Source organism: Billgrantia bachuensis (assembly GCF_011742165.1).
Lineage (GTDB): Bacteria > Pseudomonadota > Gammaproteobacteria > Pseudomonadales > Halomonadaceae > Halomonas > Halomonas bachuensis.
Window position 1 is genome coordinate 18,242 of record NZ_JAAQTO010000005.1, and the last position, 24,178, is coordinate 42,419.

A 24,178-nucleotide genomic window follows, 5' to 3' on the forward strand; every position below is an offset into this window, starting at 1 on the left:
GGATTAAATTGTTAACGCATTGTGTGCGAACACAAAAAAAGACACACATATGTCTTGACAAAATCAAATAGATGCATATTTGGTTACAATATTTTACAAAGTAAACGCCAGCTCATTCAACGAAGCTCTTGCGCTTCGGCGATCTCATACACCCATACGAGCAATTCAGCAATCACCTGATACAGCATCGGCGGAATCCGTTCATCCAGATCCAAGCCCATCAGCAACGATACCAGCTCGGGCGCATCGTGGACGTAGATGCCCTGTCGCTTGGCCTCGGCCAGTATCCGTTCGGCCATATCGCCATACCCTTTGGCCAGCACCCGCGGGGCGTCGTCGCCGTCGCGATAGGCCAGCGCCACCGCCTGGCGCCGCCGCTCAGGCTTCGATTCCGTCATCCGTACCCCCTCTCTCCCAGTCCCAAGGGCGTGCCTCGATCAGTACCGTAGCCAGCCCAGCATCCCGGAGTCGTTGTTTCAGCTGTGGTACTCCCCTCTCCAATGTCTGCAGAGTGGCTTCATCCCTGGCCAGTAGCTGCAGGCGAATGCGTTTCTCCTGCAGCCACATCGCCACACGAATCTCACCCAGGCTTGGCACCGTGAGCTGAAGTTCGGAGTGCCATGCCTCTTGCTGCGATTCATCTTCCCCCTCGGCTGTGCCTTCTTGCTCATGTCGAGCGCCCGCTGGCAGTTGGATCATCAGCGCCATGAAGATGCCGGACCACACATCCCCCTCCCAGCGCAAGACAGGCGTTACCAGCATCTCGAGCTGGTGGCGAACCAGCCCCTGAAGGCTCTCGTGCACCGGCTCTCCTCCAACTGAGCGCGCACGAGTCAGTTGCTCGGCTGCCTCGCGCCCGGCCAACTCCGGCCCCTCGGCACGCGGCGCCCCCGGCTGAACCGTGTCACGCACCTGGCCAGAAGTCGGCGCCAGGCCCTCGCCTCCGGCCCTCTCGCCACGTGCTGCCGCGGGGTACAGCGACTCGGTGGAGATGTAGGAGTTGGCCGCGGAAGCTGTCTGCCCCTGCAGCGCTTGGCCCGGCAATGCCTGGCCCGGCGCAGGTGGCGCGGGCTGAACCTGCCCGGCCTGCATCATAACTTGCGCACCACTTGTCGTCGCAGTGCCTGCATTCGGCGCTGCCGCGGATGCGCTCGACACTGCAGCGGGAGCGTTGCCCGGCGCCGCCGATGTATAGCGCAGCGTACGGAGCATTTGAGGCTCGCCTTCCAGTTGCTGTCGACTCATCTCGCCGCGATACCAGCGCGCGAGATGCGACTCGTAGAAAAGTCCGCTGTCGCGTACGCCGGTTTGCAGCCGGGCGGCAAGAGTCGTGGCGTTTGATGCTTCGTCTGCCGACATCAGCGGCGAAGCGGTGCTCAGCACCGATGGTGGAGCAGGAAAACGTACCAGCAGGTCGGCAATGGTACGCGCCGAGGGGCTGAAGTGGGTCTGAGAGGAAGCGGGAGGCTGTGCTGGGTCGCTGCGCGGCGTCAGGCCATCGCCACGCTGGGCTGGCATACCCGTGCCATGCAGCGGTGCCATACCCGGGCGACGCCCTTCCAGCCGCGAGTCGCTATGCAGCGCTCGCGGCCCCTCACCCGGGTCGACCGGCCGAACCGGCTCCGTCAGATCACGCGGCGGGGCCGTATCGATACGTTTGCCCAGCACTTGGTGGAGCAGCGTATCGAGCAGTGGCGTGATGCCACTCACGGCGTCCCCGGGCCGAACTTGTCGGAGGCATCGACCACGGACGCCGCCTGTTTGCCGTAGCTGCGATGCAAATCGCGCTGGCGCCGGCTGGTGTCCATCAGATGACCGAGCTCACTGCGCCGCGCCATCAGTTGTTCACGAATTGCCAGGTCATCGGCCAGGATGGCCTCGAGCAGCTCGGCCTTGCGCTGAAGGCCCTCGGGATCCAGCACTGCCTCCTTGTCCAGTTGCCTGAGACGGTCGGCAAGCTGCAGGTAGTCGGACTGGCGCTCGATGAGCGCATCCCACTCACCGGACCTCGCCAGCTCGAGCATGACGGCAACCTGTTGCCTGAGCCGGACATAGCCATCCAGAACGGCTCGAGTGGGCGACATAGCCATATCAGCCTTGCACTCCCGCACCACCTATTTCTCGCCACGCCGACGCAATGTCGTCCAGCAGTTTCTCGGCCTGATCGAGGCTCTCCTGGTCGTTGTGCAGGTTGGCGGCCAGCAACAGACGGCTGATATAGTCATACAACGAACCCAGCCGCTCGGCGATTTCGCCGCCCTTCTCGGTATCCAGCGCTGCCAGCAGCCCATTGTTGACGATATCCAGCGCTTTGGAGATGGCCTTACCCTTCTCAAGGGTATTGCCAGACTGCATGTGAATGCGTGCCGCACGTATGGCGTTTTGCGCGCCATCGAACAGCATCACGATCAGTTGATGCGGAGTGGCCGACATCACGGCACTTTCGACACCAATTCTGGCATAGGCGCCGGCACCTCTGCCGTACGCGGCAGCTCCTCGCATGGTACTCATGGATCGTTCTCCGAAATATCGTGGCTGCGAAACGGTCACGATTTCAACATGGCAGTTTACGGACAGTGTGGCAGAATTCGCGCCTACGCTTCCGGTGAAAAGCCCGCGACCATAGGGTTATTTCGTACTATCGGCCCAGGGTGAACCAACTTTAGGCACGCCGAGACCATGCCGCCCTGCCTTGTGCCCAGGCCGTTCATGTCGAGACGGGGACTTCCTCGATCATCTCACCCAGTCGCGACGTGATGTCCCCTCGCAGCACTTCCCCCAGCGCCTCGCCGGGCGGAGCGATCTCCTGGGTCAGCTGCACCTGGAAGGGCTTGCCCTGTTGGTCGAGCCGCTGTATCCAGGCCAGCGCGCCACCCGAGAAGCGCACCAGCGACCCCACCGGACGCAGTCCGAAACGCTGCACGTACTGCTTCACCCAGCGCAGGTCGAACTGGTTGGGCGACTTGAGCAGGTGCCGATACACGGCATCGATGCGCCAGGCAGGGCGATCGGGGCGACTGCGCCGCATGGCATCGACCACGTCCACCACTGCGCTCATGCGCGCCAACTCGGTCAGACCGTCACTCGTTGCCCCGGCAGGATAACCGCTCCCATCGAGCCGCTCATTGATTCCACCCACGACCGAATTCATGACGCCCACCGCCAGCCACTGGCACCTGCCCAGGCGCTGCTGCAACAGCTCCACGTGCTCCTGAAGCCGAACATGTCCTTCGGGACCCAGCGACTCGGCAGCCAGCAGACCGGGAGGCAAGAGCCCCTTACCCAGGTCATGTACCATGGCGCTGGCCGCCAATGCCTTGCGCACATCACGCGGCACCGAACCGCTGCTGGCCAGTGCCAGCAGGTGCACAGCGACACCCAGCCCATGACGGACCAACAGCGGCTCCTGCCCCAGGCAGCGGGTGGCGAAGAGCAGCGCCTCGATGTCCTCCTCGGCCAGTTGAAGCAACATGTCGGCATGGCGAGACAGCTGAACGGAATCAACGTCGTCACCCTGCTGCAACTCGAGCAGCTGAGCATCGAGATAGCCCGCCACCCGCGCCAGCCGACGCGCCATCGGGGTGGGGTAAGCCTGCAGGTTGCGCCGGCCCACTGGGGCAGCAGCGCCGGCCGCCTGACTCTGGAACAGCATCGACGGCAAGCGCCCGACATCGGAGTCATCGCCATAACGCGACGACTCACGCTCGATCTCACGGACGAAGAACCATAGCTTGCGCTCCTGCTCGGCAGTACAGTTCTCGAACTGAAACCCCACCTTCAAGGCCTGACGGTCGCTATCTGCCACCGTATGACGTGGTACTGCCTGAATCGTGAAGCGCGTGCCGTTGGGGAAGCAGAGTTCGATCTCGACCAGAACGGCCTCGGTAAGCAGCGTAGCGGCCGAAGAAGGCAATTCCAGCTGACAGCCCTGCTGGGACAGATCCTTGAGGTCCCCCTGCACCACAGCCTCACCTTCGGGGCTGCGCACGATGGCACCTACCTCCATGCCCAGGCGCAAGCGGGCCCGAAAGGCCTCGCGCCGCTGCAGTTCCTCGAGGTAATGCGGGTATTCGCACCGACACTGTATCCTTCCGCCTACCGTATCGGTCTGCAGCGACTTGAGCGCCGGTGTGCGGATCATCTTGCCCTGTACCTGGCCCAACAGGCGAAAGCCGATGCCTCGCTTCAGCTCGCCCGCGATCTCGCGCACTGCGGTAATATCGAGCAGCAGCGATTGCGGCGCCGTCTGCTCCATCACCACCACCGGCATGGGCGTGCTATCGGGCCTGTCCAGCAGCAGCGAAGCACCGCCAGGCTGGATCAACCGCTCCAGCAGCGCCTCGATCTCGCTCGGGCTTCCCACTCGAAGAAATTCATCCTGAACCTGCGCCATCCTCGCTATCCTGCCCCCTCAGCTAGTTATTGGTGCTTATCGTCTGGCCATGACGGGTCGCTCGCCAACGCCTCGTCATCCACCGGCGTGGTTGTGTCTGCCATCTGGCCGAGCACAGCAGCCCGTTGCTTCAAATAGTCCTGCAACTTCTCGAGAGGCATCGGTCGCGCAAAGAAGAAGCCCTGAAATACGTCGCAACCATGAGCCGCCAGGAAATCACGCTGCTGTGCTTGTTCGATTCCCTCGGCCACGACGATCAGCCCCAGGTGATGTGCCATGGAAATGATGCCCTGGACGATGGCACTGTCATGGCGATTGGTGGTGACGTCACACACGAAGCTGCGATCGATCTTGATCTTGCCGATTGGCAACTGCTTCAGATAGCTCAAGCTCGAGAACCCGGTACCGAAGTCATCGATGGAAACCTCAACGCCCATGTCGCGCAGGCAATGCAGGGTCTCGATGGCCGCCGCGGTATCGGTCATCAGAATGCCCTCGGTGAGTTCCAGTTCGAGATAGTCGGCCGACAGGCCGGTTTCCTGCAGCACCTGCTGCAGATTGCCCAGAAAATTGGCGCGGCGGAACTGCAATGGCGAAAGGTTGACCGACACGCGAAAATGCCCATAACCCTCCGCGGCCAGGCGACACATGTCACGGCACGCCTGGCGTAGTACCCATTCGCTGATCGCTCCGATCTGGCCGGTATCCTCGGCCAACGGAATGAACAGTGCCGGTGAGAGGTAGCCCTTGATCGGATGCTTCCAACGCACCAGCGCCTCGAAGCCGACCACCTGCCCGCTCCTGGCTCCAAGCAGGGGTTGATAGTGCAATTCGAAGTTTTCTGCCTCGATCGCCTCCTGCAGATCGTTGCGCAGTGCCATGCGTTCATTCACTTCATCGTTGATGTCGCTAGTGAAGCATTCCCAGGCATTGCGTCCCTTCTGCTTGGCACGGTACATCGCCATGTCAGCCTGCTGGATCAGCTCGACGGGACTTTCCAACTCCTCCTGCAGGAAGGCGATGCCCACGCTGGCGCCAATGTAGAGTTCATGTTCACCGACCCGATAAGGGCGGCGAACCCGGGCGAGCAACCGTTCGACCAGGCGAATGGCCTCCTCCTCGCGCTCCAGCTCAGGTAGCAGGATGACGAATTCGTCGCTGCCGAAACGAGCCAGCGTATCGCCTGGATCCAGCTCCTCTCCCAGGCGCTGTGCGGCCTGGATCAAGATCTGGTCGCCCACTTCGTGCCCAAGGCTGTCGTTGATCGGCTTGAAATCATCCAGGTCGAGGAACAGCACCGCCAGGTGACATCCGTGCCGCTGGGCGAGCAGCACATCGTGCATCAGGTGATCCTCGAACAGCGAACGGTTGGCCAACCCCGTCAACGCATCGTGGCTGGCATGATAGGACAGCTTCGCCTCATAGGACTTGCGTTCGGAGATATCGTGCTGGATACCGATGAAGTGGGTAACGCTGCCCTTGCCATCCCTCACCGGAGACAGGTAGAGGTTGTTCCAGAACGGCGAGCCATCCTTGCGGTAGTTGCACAACGTAACGTTGAGCTCGTACTGTCCGGTAATCGCCTGGCGCAGCTGCGCCATGGCCTCCGCATCGGTCTCGCTGCCTTGCAGGAAACGACAGTTGTGACCCAGGACCTCATCACGACCGTAACCGGTGATACGCTCGAACGCTTCGTTGACGTAGATGATGGGATTATCGGGCTGCCGGGCATCGGTAATGACAATGCCATTGATGCTGGCTTCGACGCTGCGTTGCAGTATGCGTAGCTCCGTCTCCTGCCGATGGCGCTCGGTCATGTCCTTGGCGATGCCGTAGAAACCGATGACCCGGTCATTGACCACGATGGGCAGGTTGGTCACGTCGAGATAGACGCTACGCCCCTCGCGGTGACGAATGGTGACCGTATAACGGAACGCCTCGCCCTTGTCGACTGCGCCATAAAGCGATTCGATGCGCTCCCGGTCGTTCGGCTGTGCCAGTTTCGAGAAATGCAAGCCGATCAGCTGCTCGAGGGGATAGCCGGTCACGCTGCTGCAGGCGGCATTGGCCGTGGTGAAGTACCCCTTCAGGTCGAGGGAAAAAACGGCATCGGGATGATAGGTGAACATTGAGCGATAGCGCTGTTCGTTCTCCTTCAACGCCCTACGGTTGCGCTCACGCTCCACGGCCAGCGATACCAATTCCACCGCCTCGATGACGCGCCGTCGGTCGCTCCGCGTGGGTTCGCCCGGCTTATGATAGTAGATGGCGAAGGTACCCAGCACTTGTGCGCTGCTGCTCGTCACCGGGTAGGACCAACAGGCATGAAGACCATGCTGCGCAGCCAGCTCATGATACCCGTTCCAGCGCGGATCGCGGGCGATGTCGGCGCATATCACGAAATCGCGAATATAGGCCGCCCGACCGCAGGCACCGTTCTCGGGACCTATCGCCACCCCCTCGACCGCATCGCAATAGGCTTGCGGCAGGTTGACGCTGTAGAGCCGCTCCAGGCGTAGGCGGGCCTCGTCGCAGAGCATGATGGAAGCGATACCGCCCGGCACCTGGGCCTCGATGATTCGGCAAATTGCCTTGAGTGTCTCCTCTAGGGGCTGGTCCCGCGCGATCAACGTTTGCACACGCTGCTGTGCACGCAAGTGTCGCTGGGTGCGCGCCAGGGCCAGCGAGCGACGTCGGCTCAAGCCGGCCATCCCCAAGCTGAAAGCCAGCAGGTAGCTCATTACCAAGCCGCCCACGGCCACGCCTAATGGTAGCAAGCCCGCCAAGTTGGCCGAAAGCGGCCCATCGCCGTGGATCCGCATCTCCACGGTGGCACCGCCGGGTAGCACCACCCAGCCGCGCTGAAGCTCTACCCCCCTTGCAGAATCCTGCCGATGGTTGGCCACCATCAGGCTAGCGTTACGCTGTACGGAGAGCCGTAGCGGCGTGATCAGCGCACTCACCTCCTCACGAAACAGGCGCGTGAGATCGAGCACGGCGATCAGTTGGCCATGGGCGGGAGGCGACAATGGCACGGCCATCAAGGCAAATTCGGGCCGCCGTTCGTCCGGTAGCACCCAACGTGGATAGGAACCTCCCACCGCCAGCCAGTCCAGCAGCCAGTCGCGCTCGCTCACCCATTCGGCCAAGCGGAAGTCAGCGGACCTTTCACGCCCCCAGAGGAACTGCTCACTCTGGCCAGGCTGCCAGTGAAGCGAGATCAGGCTCGGCATGTCGCGAAAGACATCATCGACTTCCGATTCGCGGTAATTTCGCGGTGGCAGGCCCCCGAACTGCTCCCAGCGTGCGGCCATACGCTGAATTTCACGCTGCTTGTCGTCCACCACGCGTTCGGCGTTCGTCTTGAAGGTGTAAAGCAACTCGGTGGCATGACGCAGCTTGGCATCATGCTGCTGCCAGGTAAGGGCATACCAGGCAAAACCGCTGGCGAGCACCCCACCGATCACGGCCAGGATAATCGACCGACTCCATACGGGGGCAACGCTCGAGTGGCGTGCCATCATCATCATGACCGTGCCACTCAGCAACGCAGGCAAAGCAGTGAAAGGTGTTGCGAAGGCGGTACCCCATGGGCCGGTAGCAAGCAGATCCGGCCTCAGCCCCGCAGCTACGCTCACCCCACCGACCAGGAAGAGAGCGACACCTCCGAACCACCAGCAAAGACGCGAACGCGCCGAACCATTGCCCGCCATCAGGCATGCCGAAGCGATCAATACCGCGACGCTCGTTGCTGGTGTAAGGGGTTCCTGTTCCAGGCTGAGCGCTTCGGGAACCACGAGAGGCCACCACGCAAGCAATGGCGCAAACAAACCAATAGGCAACAGCAAAGCTCCGCAAAGCTGCGCCGTTGACCTATTTTTCAGCAGTGTTGCCAGCAGGCCACCCCCCACCAGCAGCATGATGGGCAGGCTCACCCAGGCCGGCTGCCAGTCGACAGGCAACTGCCAGGCTGCCAGCCCGTTGACGACCCCCATGGTCAACAGCAGCATTGGTACCAGTATCAACCAGGTATGCAGTGCTACTTGCTGTAGATTATTGGGCATTCCGCCCTCGCTCGCTAAATTGCCTGAATAAAGTATCGGCAGCGAGCCGCAAAACTTGAGGAACTAGATGGATGGATCGCTGGGACTCAGGGCCGCCATCACCTGGTTGCGCCCTTCACGCTTGGCCCGGTAGAGCGCCTCATCGGCACGCTTGATTGCCTCCTGGGCCGGCTCGTCCTGTTCCAACCGGGTCACGCCGATGCTGGTCGTGACGGGTATGGACTGGCCATCGTGGCTGGAGAACTCGGTCTTCTCCACGGCACGTCGAATGCGATCGGCGATCTCCATCGCTCTGGCCTGGCCGCTGCCGACCAGAATGATGACGAACTCCTCTCCGCCATAACGTGCGACACAATCGTGCCGGCGCGTCTGACGCATCAACAGCTCGGCGAACTGGCACAGCACGCTATCGCCAACCGAGTGGCCATAGCTGTCATTGATACGCTTGAAATGGTCGAGATCGGCCATCAGCAGCGAACAAGGTACGCTGCCAAGGCTATCCTGCCCTTCGGTGTCACGCTGCCAGGCCTGGACTTTTTCCAGATGCTCCTCCAGCGCACCGCGGTTGAAGAGCCCGGTCAGGGAATCATGTGTGGCCTGGCGATAGAGTCGCAACAACAGACTGAGCTGGAAGTGGTTGGCCGCCAGCGAAACGACCAATAGGCTGGAGAGCAGCCATACGCTCTCCAAGCCTCGACCGGTCAACCAGCTGCCATCGATTACCTGCGTGAACGCCAGCAGCCCAAGCATGGCAAGGCCGGCAACGAGCGATTCCAGCAGTGTGAAGGGAAAAACGCTTAATGCTGCCACCAGCAGAAAGGGAATGAAGCCATAACCCACCAAGTGGCGTACTTGCTCCGCTGGCAGCATGATCAGTACGAGCAGATAGAACCCCGCCGGCAAAGCCAGCAGCATACCGGCACTGAAGCGAATGCGCCGAATTCGCTCGAGGCTGAAATATGCCAGCGCCAGCACACCCACCAGCCCCAGCAACAGTCCCACCCTCCCCGCCAGGGTGTACCACAGCAACTCGCTCGGCAGCACCAGGGCATCCACCACGATCCACAGCGGTGAAAGCAGCGCAAAGATCAGCCCCAAGGCCAGCACGCGACTGCGCAGATAGCGTGCATGGGCGAAAGCGAAGTCGCGCGAATGGTGGCGGCTGCTCAAGGTATCGCGAAGAGCGCTCAAACCGACGAACAGCTCATGTCCCACCTCGGGTGGCTCGGCTAGCGAATCCAGGCGGCGGTTCTGGTACTCGCGAGGTTCACGCAGCTTGCTGAAGAGCATGACATGGCCTTGTAGAGCGGCCGCACTTCGCAATGGCCGTTGACGGAAACGCTGCACACATGCCTGAACGAAGGAGAACGATGCAGATGCATCGTTATATCAGAGCAAGCTCAACGTAACGAGACCCAAGGGTTTGACATACGACAAACAACACGTCATTTCAGCGCCATTTCAAATGTCTCGTGACAAAGCGGCTATCGACTGGAAGCGCCCCTCCGGCGAGAAGAAAAGACGGAAGGTGCCATGTACACCATCCCGGGCCACCACTCGACGCAGCGCTTCGGCTGGAAACATCACGCGCCGACCGTCCAGGCTGCGGGCTATTACTTGCCCAACTCGCCCTTCGTAATGGGCAAGGCAAACCTCGGCGGAAAGATCCAGCATGACATCGATACTCGGCATACGTTTCGACCGGTCTTGTGATTTACGTTCATGACGGTAGTCGTCGTACAGTGTTGAATCAGCGACTTCTCATCGATGGCCATCGGCTTTATTCTACGTTTCACCCATACCAACGATAAGAGCCTAACGCTCAGTCACGCAGGAACTTCAACCTTGAACACAGACACTCTCTACCGCACCACCAAGGTGGTCGGCGCCGCCATGGCAGGCTTGGCCTTGACCCTCGGCATGGCCCAGGCCCAGGAACCGGACTGGAGTGCCGAGCCCAGCTACGGCAGCGTGCATCTTCAGGCCGGCTTTACTCCCGACCCCTGGACCCAAAGCCTGCAGGCCGGCGGCTCCAATCAAGTAAGTGCGAAGCTGGGCCCCAACTGTACCGGATACATCATGGCCAGTGCACCGGACGTCGATCTGCACTATACCGCCGGCAGCATGCCGCTTTATGTCACCGCCACCTCCGGCAGCGACACCACTCTGGTGATCAACGCTCCTGACGGACGCTGGTACTGCAACGACGACTTCAACGGCCTCGACCCCGTGGTCATGTTCCAGAATCCGCCCAGCGGCATGTACAACGTCTGGGTGGGCGTGCATGGCAGCGATCAGATGCAGTCGGCAACACTGAAGATTACCGAGCTGAACCCGACCCGCTGATTGAGGGGCAACCAACTCGCAGTGCTGATCGAAAGCGACCGGAAAGCTTCGGCTTACACTTAACAAGCAGCCCGGGCCGGGCTGCTTGCGTCACATCTCGCTGCGAGAGCTCGTGGCACAGCGGCCCGAGTGGTCTGGCAGGATCTGTTCAATCTTATCGATCAGTTGCTGATGTTCCGCTTCGGCCATGTGCCATTTCATGGTGTGTCTGTCTGCAACTCACGGGAGCGTGCGTAAAGCCTTCGGATGCTTTCGATGGCCACCGCCTCATGCTCGTCCAGTACCAGAAAAGCATTGCCCTTCCCTTCTGGATCATCGACGGCGTCGGTTAATTGATCGGCATAGCGCTGCAATAGACGCCGTAGGTTCAGGTGGATCATGGTAATCTCCAGCTCGAACTCAGCCTGCAGATTCTCAAGCCGCTGCGCCTCTCCCGGCTCCAGCCTGGATTCCAGTTTGGCCGCGAGCGTGTCACTCAGGAACAGCTCGGTTGCCTTGAGCTTCGGCAGAAGTTCATCCAGTAGCTCCCTTGACGATAGGCTCGAATCGAGTTCCACCATTTTCCTCTCACAGTCAGCAATGAATGAGGCTCTACCCACTTTGGAAGGCGCTCCCTCAAGCCAGCAGGGACATGATTTCCTGCGGCGCCTGATTAGCCTGGGCCAGCACCGCGGAACCGGCCTGCTGAAAAATCTTCGCCTTGATCATGTCTGACACCTCCTTGGCGAAGTCGACATCGACGATTCGGGATCTGGCAGCTCCGAGGCTCACCTGCTCCTGCTCCAATGTGCCGATGACGGACTCGAAGCGATTGTGTAGCGCACCGTATTGGCTGCGGTAGCCATCCACCTGCCCCATCGCCTGCTGGAATTTCTGCATGGCCTCGAGGGCTTTCTCCCTCGGATCCAGCGCAACATCCTCGAGCCCCAGCGAATGGCTGTCGGCAGGCGTGGGGCCGACGGTAATCGTATCCACCCCCTGGCCAAACCCGGCGCTTACGGGAATCTCGCTGGGCGTACTGACGGGGCTCATCGGCGGCTCGGGGTCCTCATACTCTATTGGCATCTCGTCCCAGGTCGCCCGGGCATTGAATGCCCCCTCCCCGACGACGAAAACGAGCAGGTTCTCCGTTACCTTGTCGAAGGTAACCCGCTCCAGTGTGTTCTCCGCCAATCAACCATCGTTGAACTTCGTGCCGTCCTCGCCGGCAGTGTCCAGCTCCAGCCGGTCACCATCTCCGCTGTAGCCGATCCGCATGCCGTTGTAATCCAGCACGATGGGCGATGAATCTGGATCATGCGTACCCGCACTGTCCTGCAGCAGGCTGTCATCATAGAGAGCATTCGCGTCAAATCCATTATCGCTGGTGACCAACATGGCATCTGCCGAAGCGGCATCGCTAACGTTGCGGTATTGCCAAACATAGTCAGGGTGGTCACCTCCAATGGGTGTACCAATGAGGTGCTTTCCATCTGTCGTGAAAATCTGGATGTCGTCGTCGAAGCTCAGCGAATCGATCTCGAGCATGACATTGGTGGCACCTGCCGGTATGTAGGCCATGGATCTGGTGCCGGAAGAGAACCGATTGAAGCTCGGCTCGAGAAGTTCGGTAATGTGCGGAGCACTTCCCAGCTTGACCGGCAGCGGCCGAGGCTCCGCGGGGGCAAGCGGGGTCTTGCCGAACGCTTCGGTGCCAAACGCTATCCGATCGATCTCCTTGGCGAGCTGCTGGTATTCGGCATCGATCGAGGCGCGGTCGGCATTCGAGAGCGTGCCATTGGCCGCTTGAACGGCTAACTCGCGGGCACGATGCAGAATATCGTTTATCCCATCCAACCCACCCTCGGCGGTTTGCATCAGCGAAATCCCATCGCTGATGCCTCGCGACAGCACGGTGCCCGCTCGCAAGCTGGCCTCCATGCGGTTGGCAATGGCCTGGCCGGCGGCATCGTCCTTGGCGCTGTTCACACGCAGACCTGTGGCAAGACGCTCCATCGAAGCCGCCAGCTGCGACTGGCTGCGGGAAAGGTGGCTCTGCCCCGTCAGTGACAGCACGTTGGTAGTGATGACCGTCATAGCCGCTCTGCCGAAAAGATGGTTAACATAATTTCGACAGCGGCTAAGAAAACTTTAACCATGTCGAACCTGCAATAGGCTGAGTTCTGGCCAGCTAATCGAAGGATCGGCGGTCTTGCGGGCATGCCACCATCAGGCTGGGGAATGCCTGCGCGTCAAGCATGCCCCGGCGGTAGCGTGCCCACAGGCTGGAAGGTTGAGAGCAGCATGAAATTACTGATCACCGGGGGGGCGGGCTTCATTGGCTCGGCCGTCATACGTCATATCATCGACAATACTCAGGACAGCGTTGTCAACGTCGACAAATTGACCTATGCGGGCAACTTGGAGTCACTAGCTGAGGCCGCTGACTCTCCGCGCTACGCCTTCGAGCAAGTCGACATTTGCGATAGAACGAGGCTAGAAAAAGTCTTTTTGGAGCACCAGCCGGATGCTGTCATGCATCTGGCCGCGGAGAGCCATGTAGACCGCTCTATTGACAGCCCCGCGGCTTTCATTGAGACGAATATCGTCGGCACCTATACGCTGCTAGAAGTCGCCCGCGGTTATTGGAATGGCCTTGATGCCCAACGCCACGACACCTTCCGCTTCCACCACGTCAGCACCGATGAAGTCTACGGAGACCTGGAGGGAAGTACAGATCTTTTCACCGAAACTACCGCCTATGCCCCCAGCTCGCCCTACTCGGCCAGCAAGGCCAGTTCCGATCACTTGGTACGTGCTTGGCAGCGGACATACGGCTTGCCCACTTTGGTTACCAACTGTTCGAACAACTACGGCCCCTACCACTATCCCGAAAAGCTCATCCCGCTGATGATCCTGAACGCCCTGAGCGGCAAGCCACTTCCGGTTTATGGTAAGGGCGAACAGATCCGCGACTGGCTCTATGTGGACGACCACGCGCGCGCGCTCTACAAAGTAGTTACGGAGGGTCAAGTAGGCGAGGCCTACAATATTGGTGGCCACAACGAGAAAACTAATCTCGAAGTCGTACAGAGCCTCTGCGATCTGCTACAGGCACTCGCGCCAGCGACCGTACGCTATTGCCGCTTAATTACTTTCGTCACAGACCGCCCCGGTCATGATCAACGCTACGCGATTGATGCCAGCAAGATAGAGCGCGAGCTTGGCTGGGCTCCTCAGGAAAGCTTCGAAAGCGGTCTTCGCAAGACTGTAACGTGGTATCTAGACAATCTCGAGTGGTGTCATCGGATTCAAGCACGCACCCCTCATCAGCTACACCAACGTCTGGGAATCTCCGCATGAAGGGTATCATACTGGCCGGCGGTAGCGGCTCACGCCTGCACCCAATCACCTTGGGAATATCCAAGCAGCTGCTACCGATTTATGATAAGCCGATGATCTACTACCCGCTTTCGGTGCTGATGCTGGCAGGTATCCGTGAGGTGTTGATCATTACTACACCAGAAGACCGCGCCAGCTTCGAGCGACTGCTCGGTGATGGAAGTCAATTCGGCATCATGCTCAGCTATGCCGAGCAGCCAAGTCCCGATGGCCTGGCCCAAGCATTTACCATTGGAGAGGCATTCATCGGTAATGACAATGTATGCTTGGTATTGGGGGATAATATCTTCTATGGCCAAGGCTTTACGCCTAAGCTACGCCAAGCTGCCGCACAAACTCACGGTGCCACAGTGTTTGGCTACCAAGTCAAAGATCCCGAGCGTTTTGGCGTCGTTGAGTTCGATGCAAACAAGCGCGCGATTTCCATTGAAGAAAAGCCCACCAGGCCGAAATCCCAGTATGCAGTGACAGGCCTCTATTTCTACGATAATAGTGTCATCGAAATTGCCAAGCAGGTCACGCCCTCCCCCCGCGGCGAGCTGGAAATTACCAGCATCAACCAGGCCTATCTGGAGCGCGACGCCCTCAAAGTAGAGCTTCTGGGCCGCGGTTTTGCCTGGCTGGACACCGGCACCCATGAAAGCCTTCTGGAAGCCGCTCAGTTCGTGGAAACCATCGAGAAGCGCCAAGGCTACAAAATCGCCTGCCTAGAAGAAATTGCCTGGCGCAATGGCTGGCTCAACATCAGCGAAGTGATCAGCAAGGCTGATCAATTGAGCAAGAACGGCTACGGGCAGTACTTAGTTTCCTTGGTTGAAAACACAAACTGATCCTCGAACTGAACAAATATGATCCCTGTAACGCAGCCCTACTTACCAAATCGCGAAAAGCTGAATCGTTATATTGATGGAATTTATGAGCGCGCCTGGCTGACCAATAACGGACCACTGGCACAAGAGCTAACCCAGCGACTTGAAGAATATTTGGGCGTGGAAAATCTGCTGCTTGTGGCAAACGGTACTTTGGCGTTGCAAATCGCCTACCGGGCGCTAGGTATCAGTGGCCAGCGAGATAGAGCTGAAGCGATCACCACACCCTTTACTTTCGTGGCGACCGCCAGCTCACTGAAGTGGGAAGGAGTGGAGCCAATCTTTGCGGACATCGACGCAGATACTTGGTGCCTCGACGCCGCCAATATCGAAGCGGCGGTTACCCCAAAAACTCGAGCCATCGTCCCCGTACATGTGTTCGGCAATGCCTGTGAAGTGGAGGCCATCGATCTCATTGCCCGGCGCCACAAGCTCAAAGTGATCTACGACGGAGCCCATGCTTTCGGCGTGAGATACAAAGGCGAAAGTCTTCTCAAGCATGGCGATGCCACCACGCTAAGCTTCCACGCGACCAAGCTCTTTCACACCACCGAGGGCGGGGCCATTATCTTCAAGCGCAAGGAAGATCTGGAGCGAGCGAAGAAAATGATCAACTTCGGCATCGCCGGGACGAAGAACATCGAAGAGCTGGGTGTCAATGCCAAGATGAATGAAATGCAGGCGGCCATGGGTCTGTGTGTGCTGGATGAAATGGAAGGAAACCTTAAAGCCCGAGCCGCCGTATGGCGACGGTACGCACAGGCGCTGAGCCAGTCACTGCTTTTGCAAGCCAAGCCGGACACACTGGAATATAACTACGCCTACTTTCCGGTGGTGTTTGAGCGCGAAGAACAGGCCATGCGAGTGGTAGCTACCCTTGAGGAAAATGGTATCCACGCAAGGCGGTATTTCTATCCATCACTGGAATCGGTGAGCTGTTTGGACGCTATGGTAGACCAACCGGTATCCAAAGATATCGCTCGCCGGGTGCTATGCTTGCCAATATTTTATCAACTCAGCCAGAAAGAACAGAATAAAATCATCAGCCTGATCGCGACGGAGCTAAATGTATGAAGCTGGCAGTCATGCAGCCGTACTTATTCCCTTACATCGGCTATTTTCAGCTCATCTACGCTGCCGATCTCTTTCTTATTTACGACGATATAGCCTACATAAAACAGGGCTATATAAACAAGAATAGCATTTTATCCACGAACGGTGCTATACGTTTCACCGTTCCGGTGCCGGGAGCGTCCTCGAACAAACTGATATCAGAATTACAGTACTCAGATCGTGTGAAAAAAATTCTAAAGACAATTGAACAAAGCTACTCAAAGGCGCCCCTTTTTGAATTCGTGTTTCCAATACTCAGAAGATCTCTGGAGCATAAAGATCGTTCAATTGCTACCGTATGCCAAAAAAGCTATGAGGAGATCTTTTCGTATCTAGGAATCGAAAAGCGGTTCGCGAAAACGAGCGAACTTGATTATGACCGCTATGCCTCCGCCCAGGATCGCCTGGTTGCGCTATGTCACCTGTTCGGAGCAGATTGTTACCTCAACTCTCCTGGCGGGAGAAAACTGTATACCAAGTCAGATTTTGCCAAGAAAGGGGTTGATCTGAAGTTTGTTGATTCGTTGCCTGTTGAATACTCGCAAGGTGGAACTGGTTTCACCCCGAACCTCTCTATAATCGATATGTTAATGAACTGTTCGCCACAGCAGGTGATAGAGCAAATGGAGCGTTATGAGTTTGGCTAATTCCTTTGTTCGACACAGGGACAATATCCAAGGTCGTGCTATTGGTGGATATCAAGGTTTAGAGCTTCCACTTTATGAGAAAAGTCTTAATCAATCAACAATCAAAATAAATTCTGCTAGGTCTGGCATTAAACTTGTACTTAGTTCTCTAGATATCAAAAAAATTTGGCTACCCGCATACACCTGTGATGCAGTAGTCTTGGCGGCTCTTGATCTAGGCGTAAGCATTAAATTTTATAGCATTGATAGTAACTTTGCAGTAGACGCTGCGCTACAGCTCAAAGCAGGAGAGCATATACTCATAACCGACTACTATGGACTATGTGGTTATACAGTCAAGCAAAATGTTCATAGATTTGGCTATGCAAATACAATTGTCGATTGCTCGCAAGCCTACTTTTCAGAGCAGACAAGAGCAGTCGCAACCATCTTTTCACCAAGAAAATTTTTCGGCCTCCCAGATGGCGGTTTGCTCTACTCAAAAGATTCCCGAATCCATCAGCCGGAGCAAAGAGATAACTCGTCAGAATCCAGAATGCCGCATCTGATCAGCCGTCTCACCAATAGTCCAGAAGTGGCCTATCAGCAATACCTAGAGGCAGAGCAGGCCATCTCAGACCTGCCCGTTCAGGGAATGTCTTGCTTAACGGAGCGCTTGCTCCAAGCAATTGATTACGAAGAAGTCAGAACGGCTCGAACTCGTAACGCCCGCTACCTTCACGAACGTCTAGGCAAGTATAATCAATTGAGCTTAGCATTTGACGATAATCCGGCCCCCTTATGCTACCCATTCCTTCCAAGCGTGAAGACGTCTAGCAGATCAGAACTTATCAGTAGGCGTGTTTATGTGCCAAGCTACTGGCCTGAAGTGCTGAACCGAGTGAACAAAGGCAGTTTTGAATGGAAACTGGTTACCAACGGACTATTCTTGCCGTGCGACCAGCGTTACAACGAAGGTGATATGGGCAGGCTCATCAGCTTGCTAGCAATCAAGTAAAAGGTTTTCAATATGTCCGCTCCAAAAAATAGAGCCGAGAAATTCGCACGGATTTCAGCACTCGAAGAACTGCTTACGGATCTGAATGCCAATCTAACGGGCGCGAACGAAAACTATCTAAAAGACTCAGTTGAGCGTTTTCCGAAGATCTTTCTGATGGGGCCGCACCGCTCAGGCAGCACTCTTTTTATGCAATGGCTCGCCGACACCGGCTTGATCGCCTACCCAAGCAACCTCCTGTCCCGCTTTTTTGGAGCACCATTAGTAGGCGCAAAAATACAGCAACTGTTAACGGACTCGAGATATAATTTCCGCAACGAAATATTGGACTTCACCACCGGCATCAATTTCAGTTCCGATAATGGAAAAACAAAAGGAGCCCTGGCGCCAAACGAATTCTGGTACTTCTGGCGCCGCTTCCTGCCGTTCGAAGAGCTTGACTATATGTCACCAGCAGAGCTCAGAAAAAAAGCCAACCTTTCAGGATTACGTGATGAACTGAATGCCTTGGCAAATATCTTCGAAAAACCATTTGCCATGAAAGCCATGATTATGAACCAGAACATACCGGAACTAGCGGAGCAGTTTGATAAGGCTCTTTTTATCTGGATTCGCCGCGATCCGATCTTCAATATACAGTCCGCACTTGAAGCTCGAAAACGCCAGTATGGAGACATAAGCGCCTGGTATTCGTTTAAGATTAAGGAATATCCTAAACTCAAAGATCTTGATCCGTTAAAGTCCGTTGCAGGCCAAATTACCGCCATAAATCGATCAATAAATACTGGCTTATCCTGCTTGCCTGAAAAAAATAAATTAACTATTCAATATGAAGACTTTTGCCGTAGACCAAACCACTATTATGAAGAAATCTCCAATCGCTTACTTGAGCAAGCCAGCAGCCGTGATATCAAAATTCCTGAATACAGAGGGAAAGCACATTTTACCAATACGAACATATGGCGATTAGAAGAGTATAGCCAAGCAGATGCCGAAAGTGCATACCAATCTTATATCCATCGGTTTTAAAATTCCGCTCAACTTCCCTGCAAAGCAAAAAATGGAGGAAAAATACATTATGGAAATGGTCATTATCGCTTCCAGCCCTAGAGTAGGCTCATCATTAATTTCTGACCTTTTAACACAAGCCGAGGCAGGTTATGTCGCTGAACACTTCAACCTTTCTGTACATGTGCCAAAAGTTGTAAAAGAGAAAAATTTAATAAACCTCAATGAACACTTTAATTTTATAACGAATAATTACAAAAATTCGAACGGAAACATTTTCACAGTAAAGTGCCATTTCGATCAATTTTTCAATTATTCCCAACAAGTAGATATTTTTAAACCATTCCAAAAAATTCATTTTATACATATTAAAAGGAACAAAAAACAGAATCAATACTCACTAGCATTTATGGAAAAAAAATTGAATGCGATTAATAACTCCAACCTTGCAGTTCAACGAGATAGCAAAACCACTAAGATCATAAAGGATAAAATCCACCCCCTCCTTGGCTCTCTTCCAAAAATTTCACTCATTGACCAGTGCCTAAGTTTCAATAACAATTTCTACGGATACATTAGGCGTTCATAAAGCTGGAAACCATCCCGCTCCCAGCTTTATAAGATTGATTCTATGTGCTAGTGAAGCATCAAGCAAGATTAAAAGCTAGCTCAGCCTCTCTTTAAAGCGCTGGCAGACTTTTTATAATAAAAGTCTGCCAGATCAAGCCTTTTCTTCCTCTCATGATAGGCAGCAATCCACCAAAAACTGTTCGCCAACATTTTACTTTTTTCTTTCATCGTCTTGCTAGACCATGTGGATCCAGAATGGAGACGATATGCAGCGGGCTTTATATTTTCCAAATAATGGCTTTCTCCGTAGAGTCCAAGCATAGAAATAAGAAAATTATCTCCATTTTCCACATTCCCCTTTTCGCTTGGAAAATTATTAAACTTTTTCCTAAACATCATAGACAGCGTAAGCACAAAACAATCATTCTTTAATAACTCATTACTGGAAAAGCCTCGCGAGAATTTCTGAGGAAGCTTTGACTCTGCAATTAAACCACCCCCTTCAAAAACAAAAGCATTGTGATGCGTAACCACACACTCCTTGTGGTTCTCCATGTATTCAAATTGTTTTTGCAGCTTTCCAGCATCAGTCCAATAGTCATCCCCTTCACAGATCGCTACATACTGTCCCTTTGACAGAGGGAGACATATGTCAAGCGGCTTTCTATTCTGCGAATATTGATTCTCTTTCTGATAGATTGGAACGATCATATCAGGATACTTACTTGCATATACCTCGATTATATCTTGCGTGCCGTCCGTTGATGCATCATCGTGGATAATGATTTCAAAAGGAAAATCTGTTTTTTGCGAAATAATTCCTTTAATTGCATCCTCGATATAATCAGCATGGTTATATGTAGTGCAAATGACACTTAATATAGGCTTACCTTTGATATGATCGTCTTGTGGAATAGGCGGACCGGCAGGAGGTGGCACCTCATTGCTAGATTCGAAGCTTGTATCGAACTCTTCAATCAGCCCTTCTACTTCAAGATATCTTGCAGCTCGCTCCGGATCCGTCTCTTTGAGCAGGCTATACGCCAGATCATAGATATCATACAAAGTGTGTAGAACAAACGATAGCTTGATTCGCTGACGCGAGCCTAACTCAGCATAACGCTCACTTGTTGGTATAAAGAGCGCATCAGCGCTCTGAAGGTCGGTTGCCTGGCGCTTTTCCTTTAGTACACTATCGGGAAAATAGCCTCTATAGTGCTCATTGAAAAACCGGTAGAATCGAAACCCATGTTTTTCCATCCAATCATTTACCCGAGCGAAGTCGGGCTGGTTTTGCGCAATAGTCTGGAAAACTACACGTACCTGGATCAGCAGCGTATTCTTCAGAGCCTGTTCGGCATGCCACAATATCGAAATATCATCATGGCAGGCATCTAGAGCCAACAGGTCAATTGCAGGCAGACCTTCGATACTATCCAGCGCAACAGTGGGGATTTCGTGCGTCTCAATCTTGGCGTCTTGGCTGATGAGTTCCAAAGTGGTGGGCTCCAGACCCACGCCGACGTGCAGCGTTGCAGGCTGACCGCTTCCAAGGCTGGTATGAGCGAAATGTTGAATCTCTCCATACTGAGCAAGATGGTCCACCGAAGTCAACTTACCGGCGGGGTCGAAACTCAGCATAACGACACGACCGCTGCCAAGCAGCTCGCGGGCATCAGCTCTGGCAGCCAATATCGCACCGTTGTCGACAGCAAGCACTGGGCTTTCAAGCTGCCAGTCAAATCCGCCACTGGGTAACGCTACGGCAAGTTTCACTGGGGCATATTCGTCAGCGAACTGAGCTGCGCCACTCTTACTGAAGGTAAGAGCCTCGGGCGCCTTGCCTTCACAATGGCGCTGCCAAATGGCACGTAGCGCCGTGGTCAAGTGGCTTGCGAAGCGAGGACCGTCACAAATAGGGGAATCCGTAAGAATGGTACGCAGGGCGGCGCGAATGACGGCGAGATTGGGCAAGTCAGAGGCCAGCTCCTTGGCACGTATGCGGAAATCCTCCCAGCTATCGGTCACCAGCTCGGGAAGCCCAGCATTGGCCAGATGGGTGGCGCTATGACGCCCAGCAAAGGTGGGGCCGACCCGGGTCACCACTGGCACACCCATCATCAGTGCCTCACAAGTAGTCAGGCCACCGGAGTAGGGCCAGGTATCCAGAGCGATGTCGATGCGCTGATAAGTGGCCATGAACTCCTGATGTTGAGCCGGGCCCTCCAGCACGAGACGGTCTGCAGCTACGCCATGTTCTGCAAAAATATCGGCTATCTTGTCGCGATAGCGCGAACTCTCGAACTGGATCCCGCGGAGCAGCAACTTGCTGTCGGGCACTTCTTTCAGCAGCTTAGCCCACTCTGCCAACATGGGTGGCGATAGCTTGGCTGGATTATTCAAACAGCCGAAGGTGATGTAACCATTACTCAGTGCTGGCAATGCATTACACGAAGGGGCGTGCTCTGGAACATGATAGCAAATATAATCATCGGGAAGCCGGATCAATTTCTCAACATAAAGATCATCGACTCCTTCTGGTGTTTCGATGCTGTCGCTCAAAAGGTAGTCGAAGCAGCTTAGCCCCGTGGTATTGATCAGGCTGCCTACCCATTTGACGATAAGCGGTGCCGGCTCTTGCGTCAGGGTATCGTAACGCGATCCTTCACCGGCACCGTTCATATCGATCAAGATATCGATACTGTCATTTCGAAATTTCTGATTCAGCTGCCCAGCACTCAGCCCCTCTATCATCTCCCAGCGGTGGATGACCTCCTGAATCTGCTGAGTCAACTTATCCACGATCTGGCTGGTACTGTAAGCGATTACCTCAAATTGCTGGCAAGGCAAATGCTTCAGCGCGGGAAGAATCATCTGCCCTACCGGGTGCATCCGGAAGCCACCGGAAAGCAGGCCAATACGCAGTTTTTTCGCGGGGTTCTTCAACGTATCCGCACGACCGGAAGAGGGCTTGGCAAAGCGTTTTTCCCACTCGACCAACATAGTGAAAAGATTCTCGGCGCTATACTCCGGGTTGTAGTGTGCCGCCACCAAGAGATTCGAATGGATTTGGCCGTTTGAAGGGTCCAGCTTTAGTTCTTCGGAGAAGTGAGTTTCGGCCTTCTTGTAACCACCCTCTTTGACATATAAGGCCGCGATATGGTTATTCGCTCCAATGCGCTTGGGGTTGATAGCCAGCAATTGTTCCAGAGTCTTGAGAGCCTCATCATGGCGTTTGTGCTGATCGAGAATACGCGCTCTCCAGTGCAGCATCTCTTCGTTATGAGCATCCAGCGCCAAGGCACGGCCATTGATCTCGAGAGCCTTAGGGTTATTACCCAACTGATGATAGGCCCGGCTCAACCACACTAAGGCGGCCAAATGAGCTGATTCTACCTCGAGGATTCCCTCCAAGGCTGCCACCGCTGTCTTGGCCCGCCCTGCCAGCACTTGATACTGTGCCAGTTTCAGCTGCTGGTCGGTACCGGGCGTTGCCACCCGCTCCATCACCCTGACCATGGCATCACAGGCGTCGGCATACCGCTCCAACCGCCCCAGCGCTTTGGCATGCAGCTCATGGGCCTGGGCAATCTTCGGGTAGCGTTGCACCATGGCTTCGGCCAAGCGCAAGGCTCGGGGGTAGTCTCCGCTATGATAAGCGCTATCAAAGGCACCTAGCTGATCGGCCGGCAAGGCTACGCCAGCTTGAGGAGCAGGGGAAGAGAAGCGTCGACGAGCATTTTTCTTGGCCATGGCCAGGGCACCTTGACAGTCGAGTACGATGACAACTGCTCATGGTAGCCTGCCCAGTGAACCGGGATACGCATAAAAGGCCTAGCAACACCTGCCTTTTCCACTCTTAGGCAGCCCGGCTTCTTCAGCGAGCACTAACGAAACGAGGCTGGCCAATTGGCCAGCCTCGAGAGGCAGGATTGCGAGGAGCAATCCGGTACAAGCAGTGCGATTAGCCCAGCAGGGAGAGCACGCTCTGCGGGGTCTGGTTGGCCTGGGCCAGCATCGACGTACCCGCCTGCTGCAGGATATTCGCGCGGGTCATGTTGGAGACCTCAACCGCGTAGTCGGCATCCTCGATCCGCGAACGGGCTTCGGTAAGGTTGGTGACGTTGGTGGTCAGGTTCTCGATCACCGAGTCGAAGCGGTTCAGGGTAGCACCGAGAGTTGCGCGCTCGTCATCGATGGTCTGAAGTGCTGCATCAACGGAGTCAATGGCAGCCTGTGCAGACGCGAAGGAAGAGACATCCAATCCAGTAACGCCCAGCGCCGCTGCTTGGGCATCAACAGTATTGACCGAAATATCGTCAACGTCAGCGGTAGTATTGGCGCCCACCTGAATGTTCAGTGTTGCAGCACCATTCAGCAGGTCCGTGCCGTTGAAGGTAGTCGCACCGGCAACACGATCGATTTCAGCGATACGCTCGTCGATTTCCAACTGAATGGAAGCACGGTCTTCAGCGGAGTTGGTATCGTTGGCCGCCTGCACCGCCAGCTCACGAATACGCTGCAGGTTGTCGCTGATCTGGTTCAGGCCACCTTCCATGGTCTGCGCCAGGGAGATACCGTCGTTGGCGTTACGCTGAGCCTGCTGCATGCCCTTGATCTGGGCGCTCATGCGGTTTGCGATGGCCTGGCCGGCGGCATCGTCGGCGGAGCTGTTGATGCGCAGGCCGGAGGAGAGACGCTCCTGCGCCTTGGCCAGCATGCTCTGGGAAGTTTTCAGGTTGTTCTGGCCGATCAGGGCGGTGATGTTGGTGTTGATCACTGACATGGTG

21 protein-coding genes are annotated in these 24,178 nt (G+C 55.8%); 8 read left to right on the plus strand and 13 right to left on the minus strand.

Annotated elements, in window-relative coordinates; genetic code table 11:
- Positions 1-116: 116 nt before the first annotated feature.
- The 8 genes from HBJ55_RS02420 to HBJ55_RS02455 form a co-directional block, all read right to left on the minus strand.
- Positions 117-398: an EscU/YscU/HrcU family type III secretion system export apparatus switch protein gene (locus HBJ55_RS02420; protein ID WP_167110709.1), complete on the minus strand. Its 282-nt coding sequence runs from the start codon at positions 396-398 to the stop codon at positions 117-119.
- A complete protein-coding gene (gene fliK, locus HBJ55_RS22635; RefSeq protein ID WP_167110711.1) occupies positions 379-1,710 on the minus strand; it encodes a flagellar hook-length control protein FliK in 1,332 nt (443 codons plus the stop codon). The genes HBJ55_RS02420 and fliK overlap by 20 nt, the downstream gene beginning before the upstream one ends.
- Entirely contained in the window at positions 1,707-2,084 is a 378-nt protein-coding gene (locus HBJ55_RS02430) for a flagellar protein FliT (RefSeq protein WP_240935953.1), read from the minus strand. The genes fliK and HBJ55_RS02430 overlap by 4 nt, the downstream gene beginning before the upstream one ends.
- 7 nt (positions 2,085-2,091) lie before the next feature.
- Complete coding sequence (fliS, locus tag HBJ55_RS02435; protein ID WP_167110715.1) at positions 2,092-2,511, minus strand: flagellar export chaperone FliS; 420 nt, start codon at positions 2,509-2,511, stop codon at positions 2,092-2,094.
- A 196-nt stretch (positions 2,512-2,707) separates the two neighbouring features.
- A complete protein-coding gene (locus HBJ55_RS02440; protein WP_167110717.1) occupies positions 2,708-4,393 on the minus strand; it encodes an HD domain-containing phosphohydrolase in 1,686 nt (561 codons plus the stop codon).
- A 26-nt stretch (positions 4,394-4,419) separates the two neighbouring features.
- Positions 4,420-8,457: an EAL domain-containing protein gene (locus tag HBJ55_RS02445; RefSeq protein WP_240935954.1), complete on the minus strand. Its 4,038-nt coding sequence runs from the start codon at positions 8,455-8,457 to the stop codon at positions 4,420-4,422.
- Positions 8,458-8,520: 63 nt separating this feature from the next.
- A complete protein-coding gene (locus HBJ55_RS02450) occupies positions 8,521-9,747 on the minus strand; it encodes a GGDEF domain-containing protein (RefSeq protein WP_167110719.1) in 1,227 nt (408 codons plus the stop codon).
- A gap of 171 nt (positions 9,748-9,918) precedes the next feature.
- Entirely contained in the window at positions 9,919-10,149 is a 231-nt protein-coding gene (locus tag HBJ55_RS02455) for a DUF2835 family protein (RefSeq protein WP_167110721.1), read from the minus strand.
- Positions 10,150-10,302: 153 nt separating this feature from the next.
- Between HBJ55_RS02455 and HBJ55_RS02460 the strand changes: the two genes are divergently transcribed.
- The gene (locus tag HBJ55_RS02460; RefSeq protein ID WP_206022159.1) at positions 10,303-10,803 is read left to right on the plus strand and encodes a hypothetical protein; all 501 of its coding nucleotides are present in this window, start codon (positions 10,303-10,305) and stop codon (positions 10,801-10,803) included.
- 197 nt (positions 10,804-11,000) lie between these two features.
- On the opposite strand, the gene HBJ55_RS02465 is transcribed toward HBJ55_RS02460, so the two are convergent.
- From HBJ55_RS02465 to HBJ55_RS22235, 3 genes are read right to left on the minus strand one after another with little or no spacing between them, the layout of a single operon-like run.
- The gene (locus HBJ55_RS02465) at positions 11,001-11,363 is read right to left on the minus strand and encodes a hypothetical protein (protein WP_167110723.1); all 363 of its coding nucleotides are present in this window, start codon (positions 11,361-11,363) and stop codon (positions 11,001-11,003) included.
- A 55-nt stretch (positions 11,364-11,418) separates the two neighbouring features.
- A complete protein-coding gene (locus HBJ55_RS22230) occupies positions 11,419-11,976 on the minus strand; it encodes a flagellin (RefSeq protein ID WP_206022160.1) in 558 nt (185 codons plus the stop codon).
- The gene (locus HBJ55_RS22235) at positions 11,977-12,879 is read right to left on the minus strand and encodes a flagellin N-terminal helical domain-containing protein (protein WP_206022161.1); all 903 of its coding nucleotides are present in this window, start codon (positions 12,877-12,879) and stop codon (positions 11,977-11,979) included.
- A 207-nt stretch (positions 12,880-13,086) separates the two neighbouring features.
- Here HBJ55_RS22235 and rfbB point away from each other — a divergent pair, with 207 nt between their 5' ends.
- The 7 genes from rfbB to HBJ55_RS02505 are packed head-to-tail and all read left to right on the plus strand — an operon-like array spanning position 13,087 to position 19,407.
- Entirely contained in the window at positions 13,087-14,145 is a 1,059-nt protein-coding gene (gene rfbB / locus HBJ55_RS02475; RefSeq protein WP_167110725.1) for a dTDP-glucose 4,6-dehydratase, read from the plus strand.
- Positions 14,142-15,014, plus strand: coding sequence for a glucose-1-phosphate thymidylyltransferase RfbA (rfbA, locus tag HBJ55_RS02480; protein ID WP_167110727.1), 873 nt, complete (start codon positions 14,142-14,144; stop codon positions 15,012-15,014). Before rfbB ends, rfbA begins: the two co-directional genes overlap by 4 nt.
- Positions 15,015-15,032: 18 nt before the next feature.
- On the plus strand, positions 15,033-16,127 hold the full coding sequence (locus HBJ55_RS02485) for a DegT/DnrJ/EryC1/StrS family aminotransferase (RefSeq protein WP_167110730.1): 1,095 nt from the start codon (positions 15,033-15,035) through the stop codon (positions 16,125-16,127).
- Positions 16,124-16,813: a WbqC family protein gene (locus HBJ55_RS02490; protein ID WP_167110732.1), complete on the plus strand. Its 690-nt coding sequence runs from the start codon at positions 16,124-16,126 to the stop codon at positions 16,811-16,813. The genes HBJ55_RS02485 and HBJ55_RS02490 overlap by 4 nt, the downstream gene beginning before the upstream one ends.
- Positions 16,800-17,810 carry a hypothetical protein gene (locus tag HBJ55_RS02495; RefSeq protein ID WP_167110734.1) on the plus strand — a complete coding sequence of 337 codons (1,011 nt, stop codon included), beginning with the start codon at positions 16,800-16,802 and terminating at the stop codon, positions 17,808-17,810. Before HBJ55_RS02490 ends, HBJ55_RS02495 begins: the two co-directional genes overlap by 14 nt.
- A gap of 12 nt (positions 17,811-17,822) precedes the next feature.
- Positions 17,823-18,839, plus strand: coding sequence for a sulfotransferase (locus tag HBJ55_RS02500; RefSeq protein ID WP_167110736.1), 1,017 nt, complete (start codon positions 17,823-17,825; stop codon positions 18,837-18,839).
- A complete protein-coding gene (locus HBJ55_RS02505; RefSeq protein ID WP_167110738.1) occupies positions 18,808-19,407 on the plus strand; it encodes a hypothetical protein in 600 nt (199 codons plus the stop codon). Before HBJ55_RS02500 ends, HBJ55_RS02505 begins: the two co-directional genes overlap by 32 nt.
- A gap of 80 nt (positions 19,408-19,487) precedes the next feature.
- Here the strand turns inward: HBJ55_RS02505 and HBJ55_RS02510 are convergent, their stop codons facing one another.
- Both HBJ55_RS02510 and HBJ55_RS02515 read right to left on the minus strand, forming a co-directional pair.
- On the minus strand, positions 19,488-23,141 hold the full coding sequence (locus HBJ55_RS02510; RefSeq protein WP_167110740.1) for an O-linked N-acetylglucosamine transferase family protein: 3,654 nt from the start codon (positions 23,139-23,141) through the stop codon (positions 19,488-19,490).
- 211 nt (positions 23,142-23,352) lie between these two features.
- A complete protein-coding gene (locus HBJ55_RS02515) occupies positions 23,353-24,174 on the minus strand; it encodes a flagellin N-terminal helical domain-containing protein (protein WP_167110742.1) in 822 nt (273 codons plus the stop codon).
- Positions 24,175-24,178: the final 4 nt, after the last annotated feature.

Excerpts from the sequence above, each read along its gene's own strand:
- HBJ55_RS02515 (WP_167110742.1), bottom strand. The coding sequence starts at position 24,174 with ATGTCAGTGATCAACACCAACATCACCGCCCTGATCGGCCAGAACAAC.
- HBJ55_RS02455 (WP_167110721.1), bottom strand. The coding sequence starts at position 10,149 with ATGCCGAGTATCGATGTCATGCTGGATCTTTCCGCCGAGGTTTGCCTT.
- HBJ55_RS02495 (WP_167110734.1), top strand. The coding sequence starts at position 16,800 with ATGAGTTTGGCTAATTCCTTTGTTCGACACAGGGACAATATCCAAGGT.
- HBJ55_RS02430 (WP_240935953.1), bottom strand. The coding sequence starts at position 2,084 with ATGTCGCCCACTCGAGCCGTTCTGGATGGCTATGTCCGGCTCAGGCAA.
- HBJ55_RS02440 (WP_167110717.1), bottom strand. The coding sequence starts at position 4,393 with ATGGCGCAGGTTCAGGATGAATTTCTTCGAGTGGGAAGCCCGAGCGAG.
- rfbA (WP_167110727.1), top strand. The coding sequence starts at position 14,142 with ATGAAGGGTATCATACTGGCCGGCGGTAGCGGCTCACGCCTGCACCCA.
- HBJ55_RS02465 (WP_167110723.1), bottom strand. The coding sequence starts at position 11,363 with ATGGTGGAACTCGATTCGAGCCTATCGTCAAGGGAGCTACTGGATGAA.
- HBJ55_RS02510 (WP_167110740.1), bottom strand. The coding sequence starts at position 23,141 with ATGGCCAAGAAAAATGCTCGTCGACGCTTCTCTTCCCCTGCTCCTCAA.
- HBJ55_RS02420 (WP_167110709.1), bottom strand. The coding sequence starts at position 398 with ATGACGGAATCGAAGCCTGAGCGGCGGCGCCAGGCGGTGGCGCTGGCC.
- HBJ55_RS02500 (WP_167110736.1), top strand. The coding sequence starts at position 17,823 with ATGTCCGCTCCAAAAAATAGAGCCGAGAAATTCGCACGGATTTCAGCA.
- fliS (WP_167110715.1), bottom strand. The coding sequence starts at position 2,511 with ATGAGTACCATGCGAGGAGCTGCCGCGTACGGCAGAGGTGCCGGCGCC.
- rfbB (WP_167110725.1), top strand. The coding sequence starts at position 13,087 with ATGAAATTACTGATCACCGGGGGGGCGGGCTTCATTGGCTCGGCCGTC.
- HBJ55_RS02450 (WP_167110719.1), bottom strand. The coding sequence starts at position 9,747 with ATGCTCTTCAGCAAGCTGCGTGAACCTCGCGAGTACCAGAACCGCCGC.
- HBJ55_RS22235 (WP_206022161.1), bottom strand. The coding sequence starts at position 12,879 with ATGACGGTCATCACTACCAACGTGCTGTCACTGACGGGGCAGAGCCAC.
- HBJ55_RS02490 (WP_167110732.1), top strand. The coding sequence starts at position 16,124 with ATGAAGCTGGCAGTCATGCAGCCGTACTTATTCCCTTACATCGGCTAT.
- HBJ55_RS02445 (WP_240935954.1), bottom strand. The coding sequence starts at position 8,457 with ATGCCCAATAATCTACAGCAAGTAGCACTGCATACCTGGTTGATACTG.
- HBJ55_RS02485 (WP_167110730.1), top strand. The coding sequence starts at position 15,033 with ATGATCCCTGTAACGCAGCCCTACTTACCAAATCGCGAAAAGCTGAAT.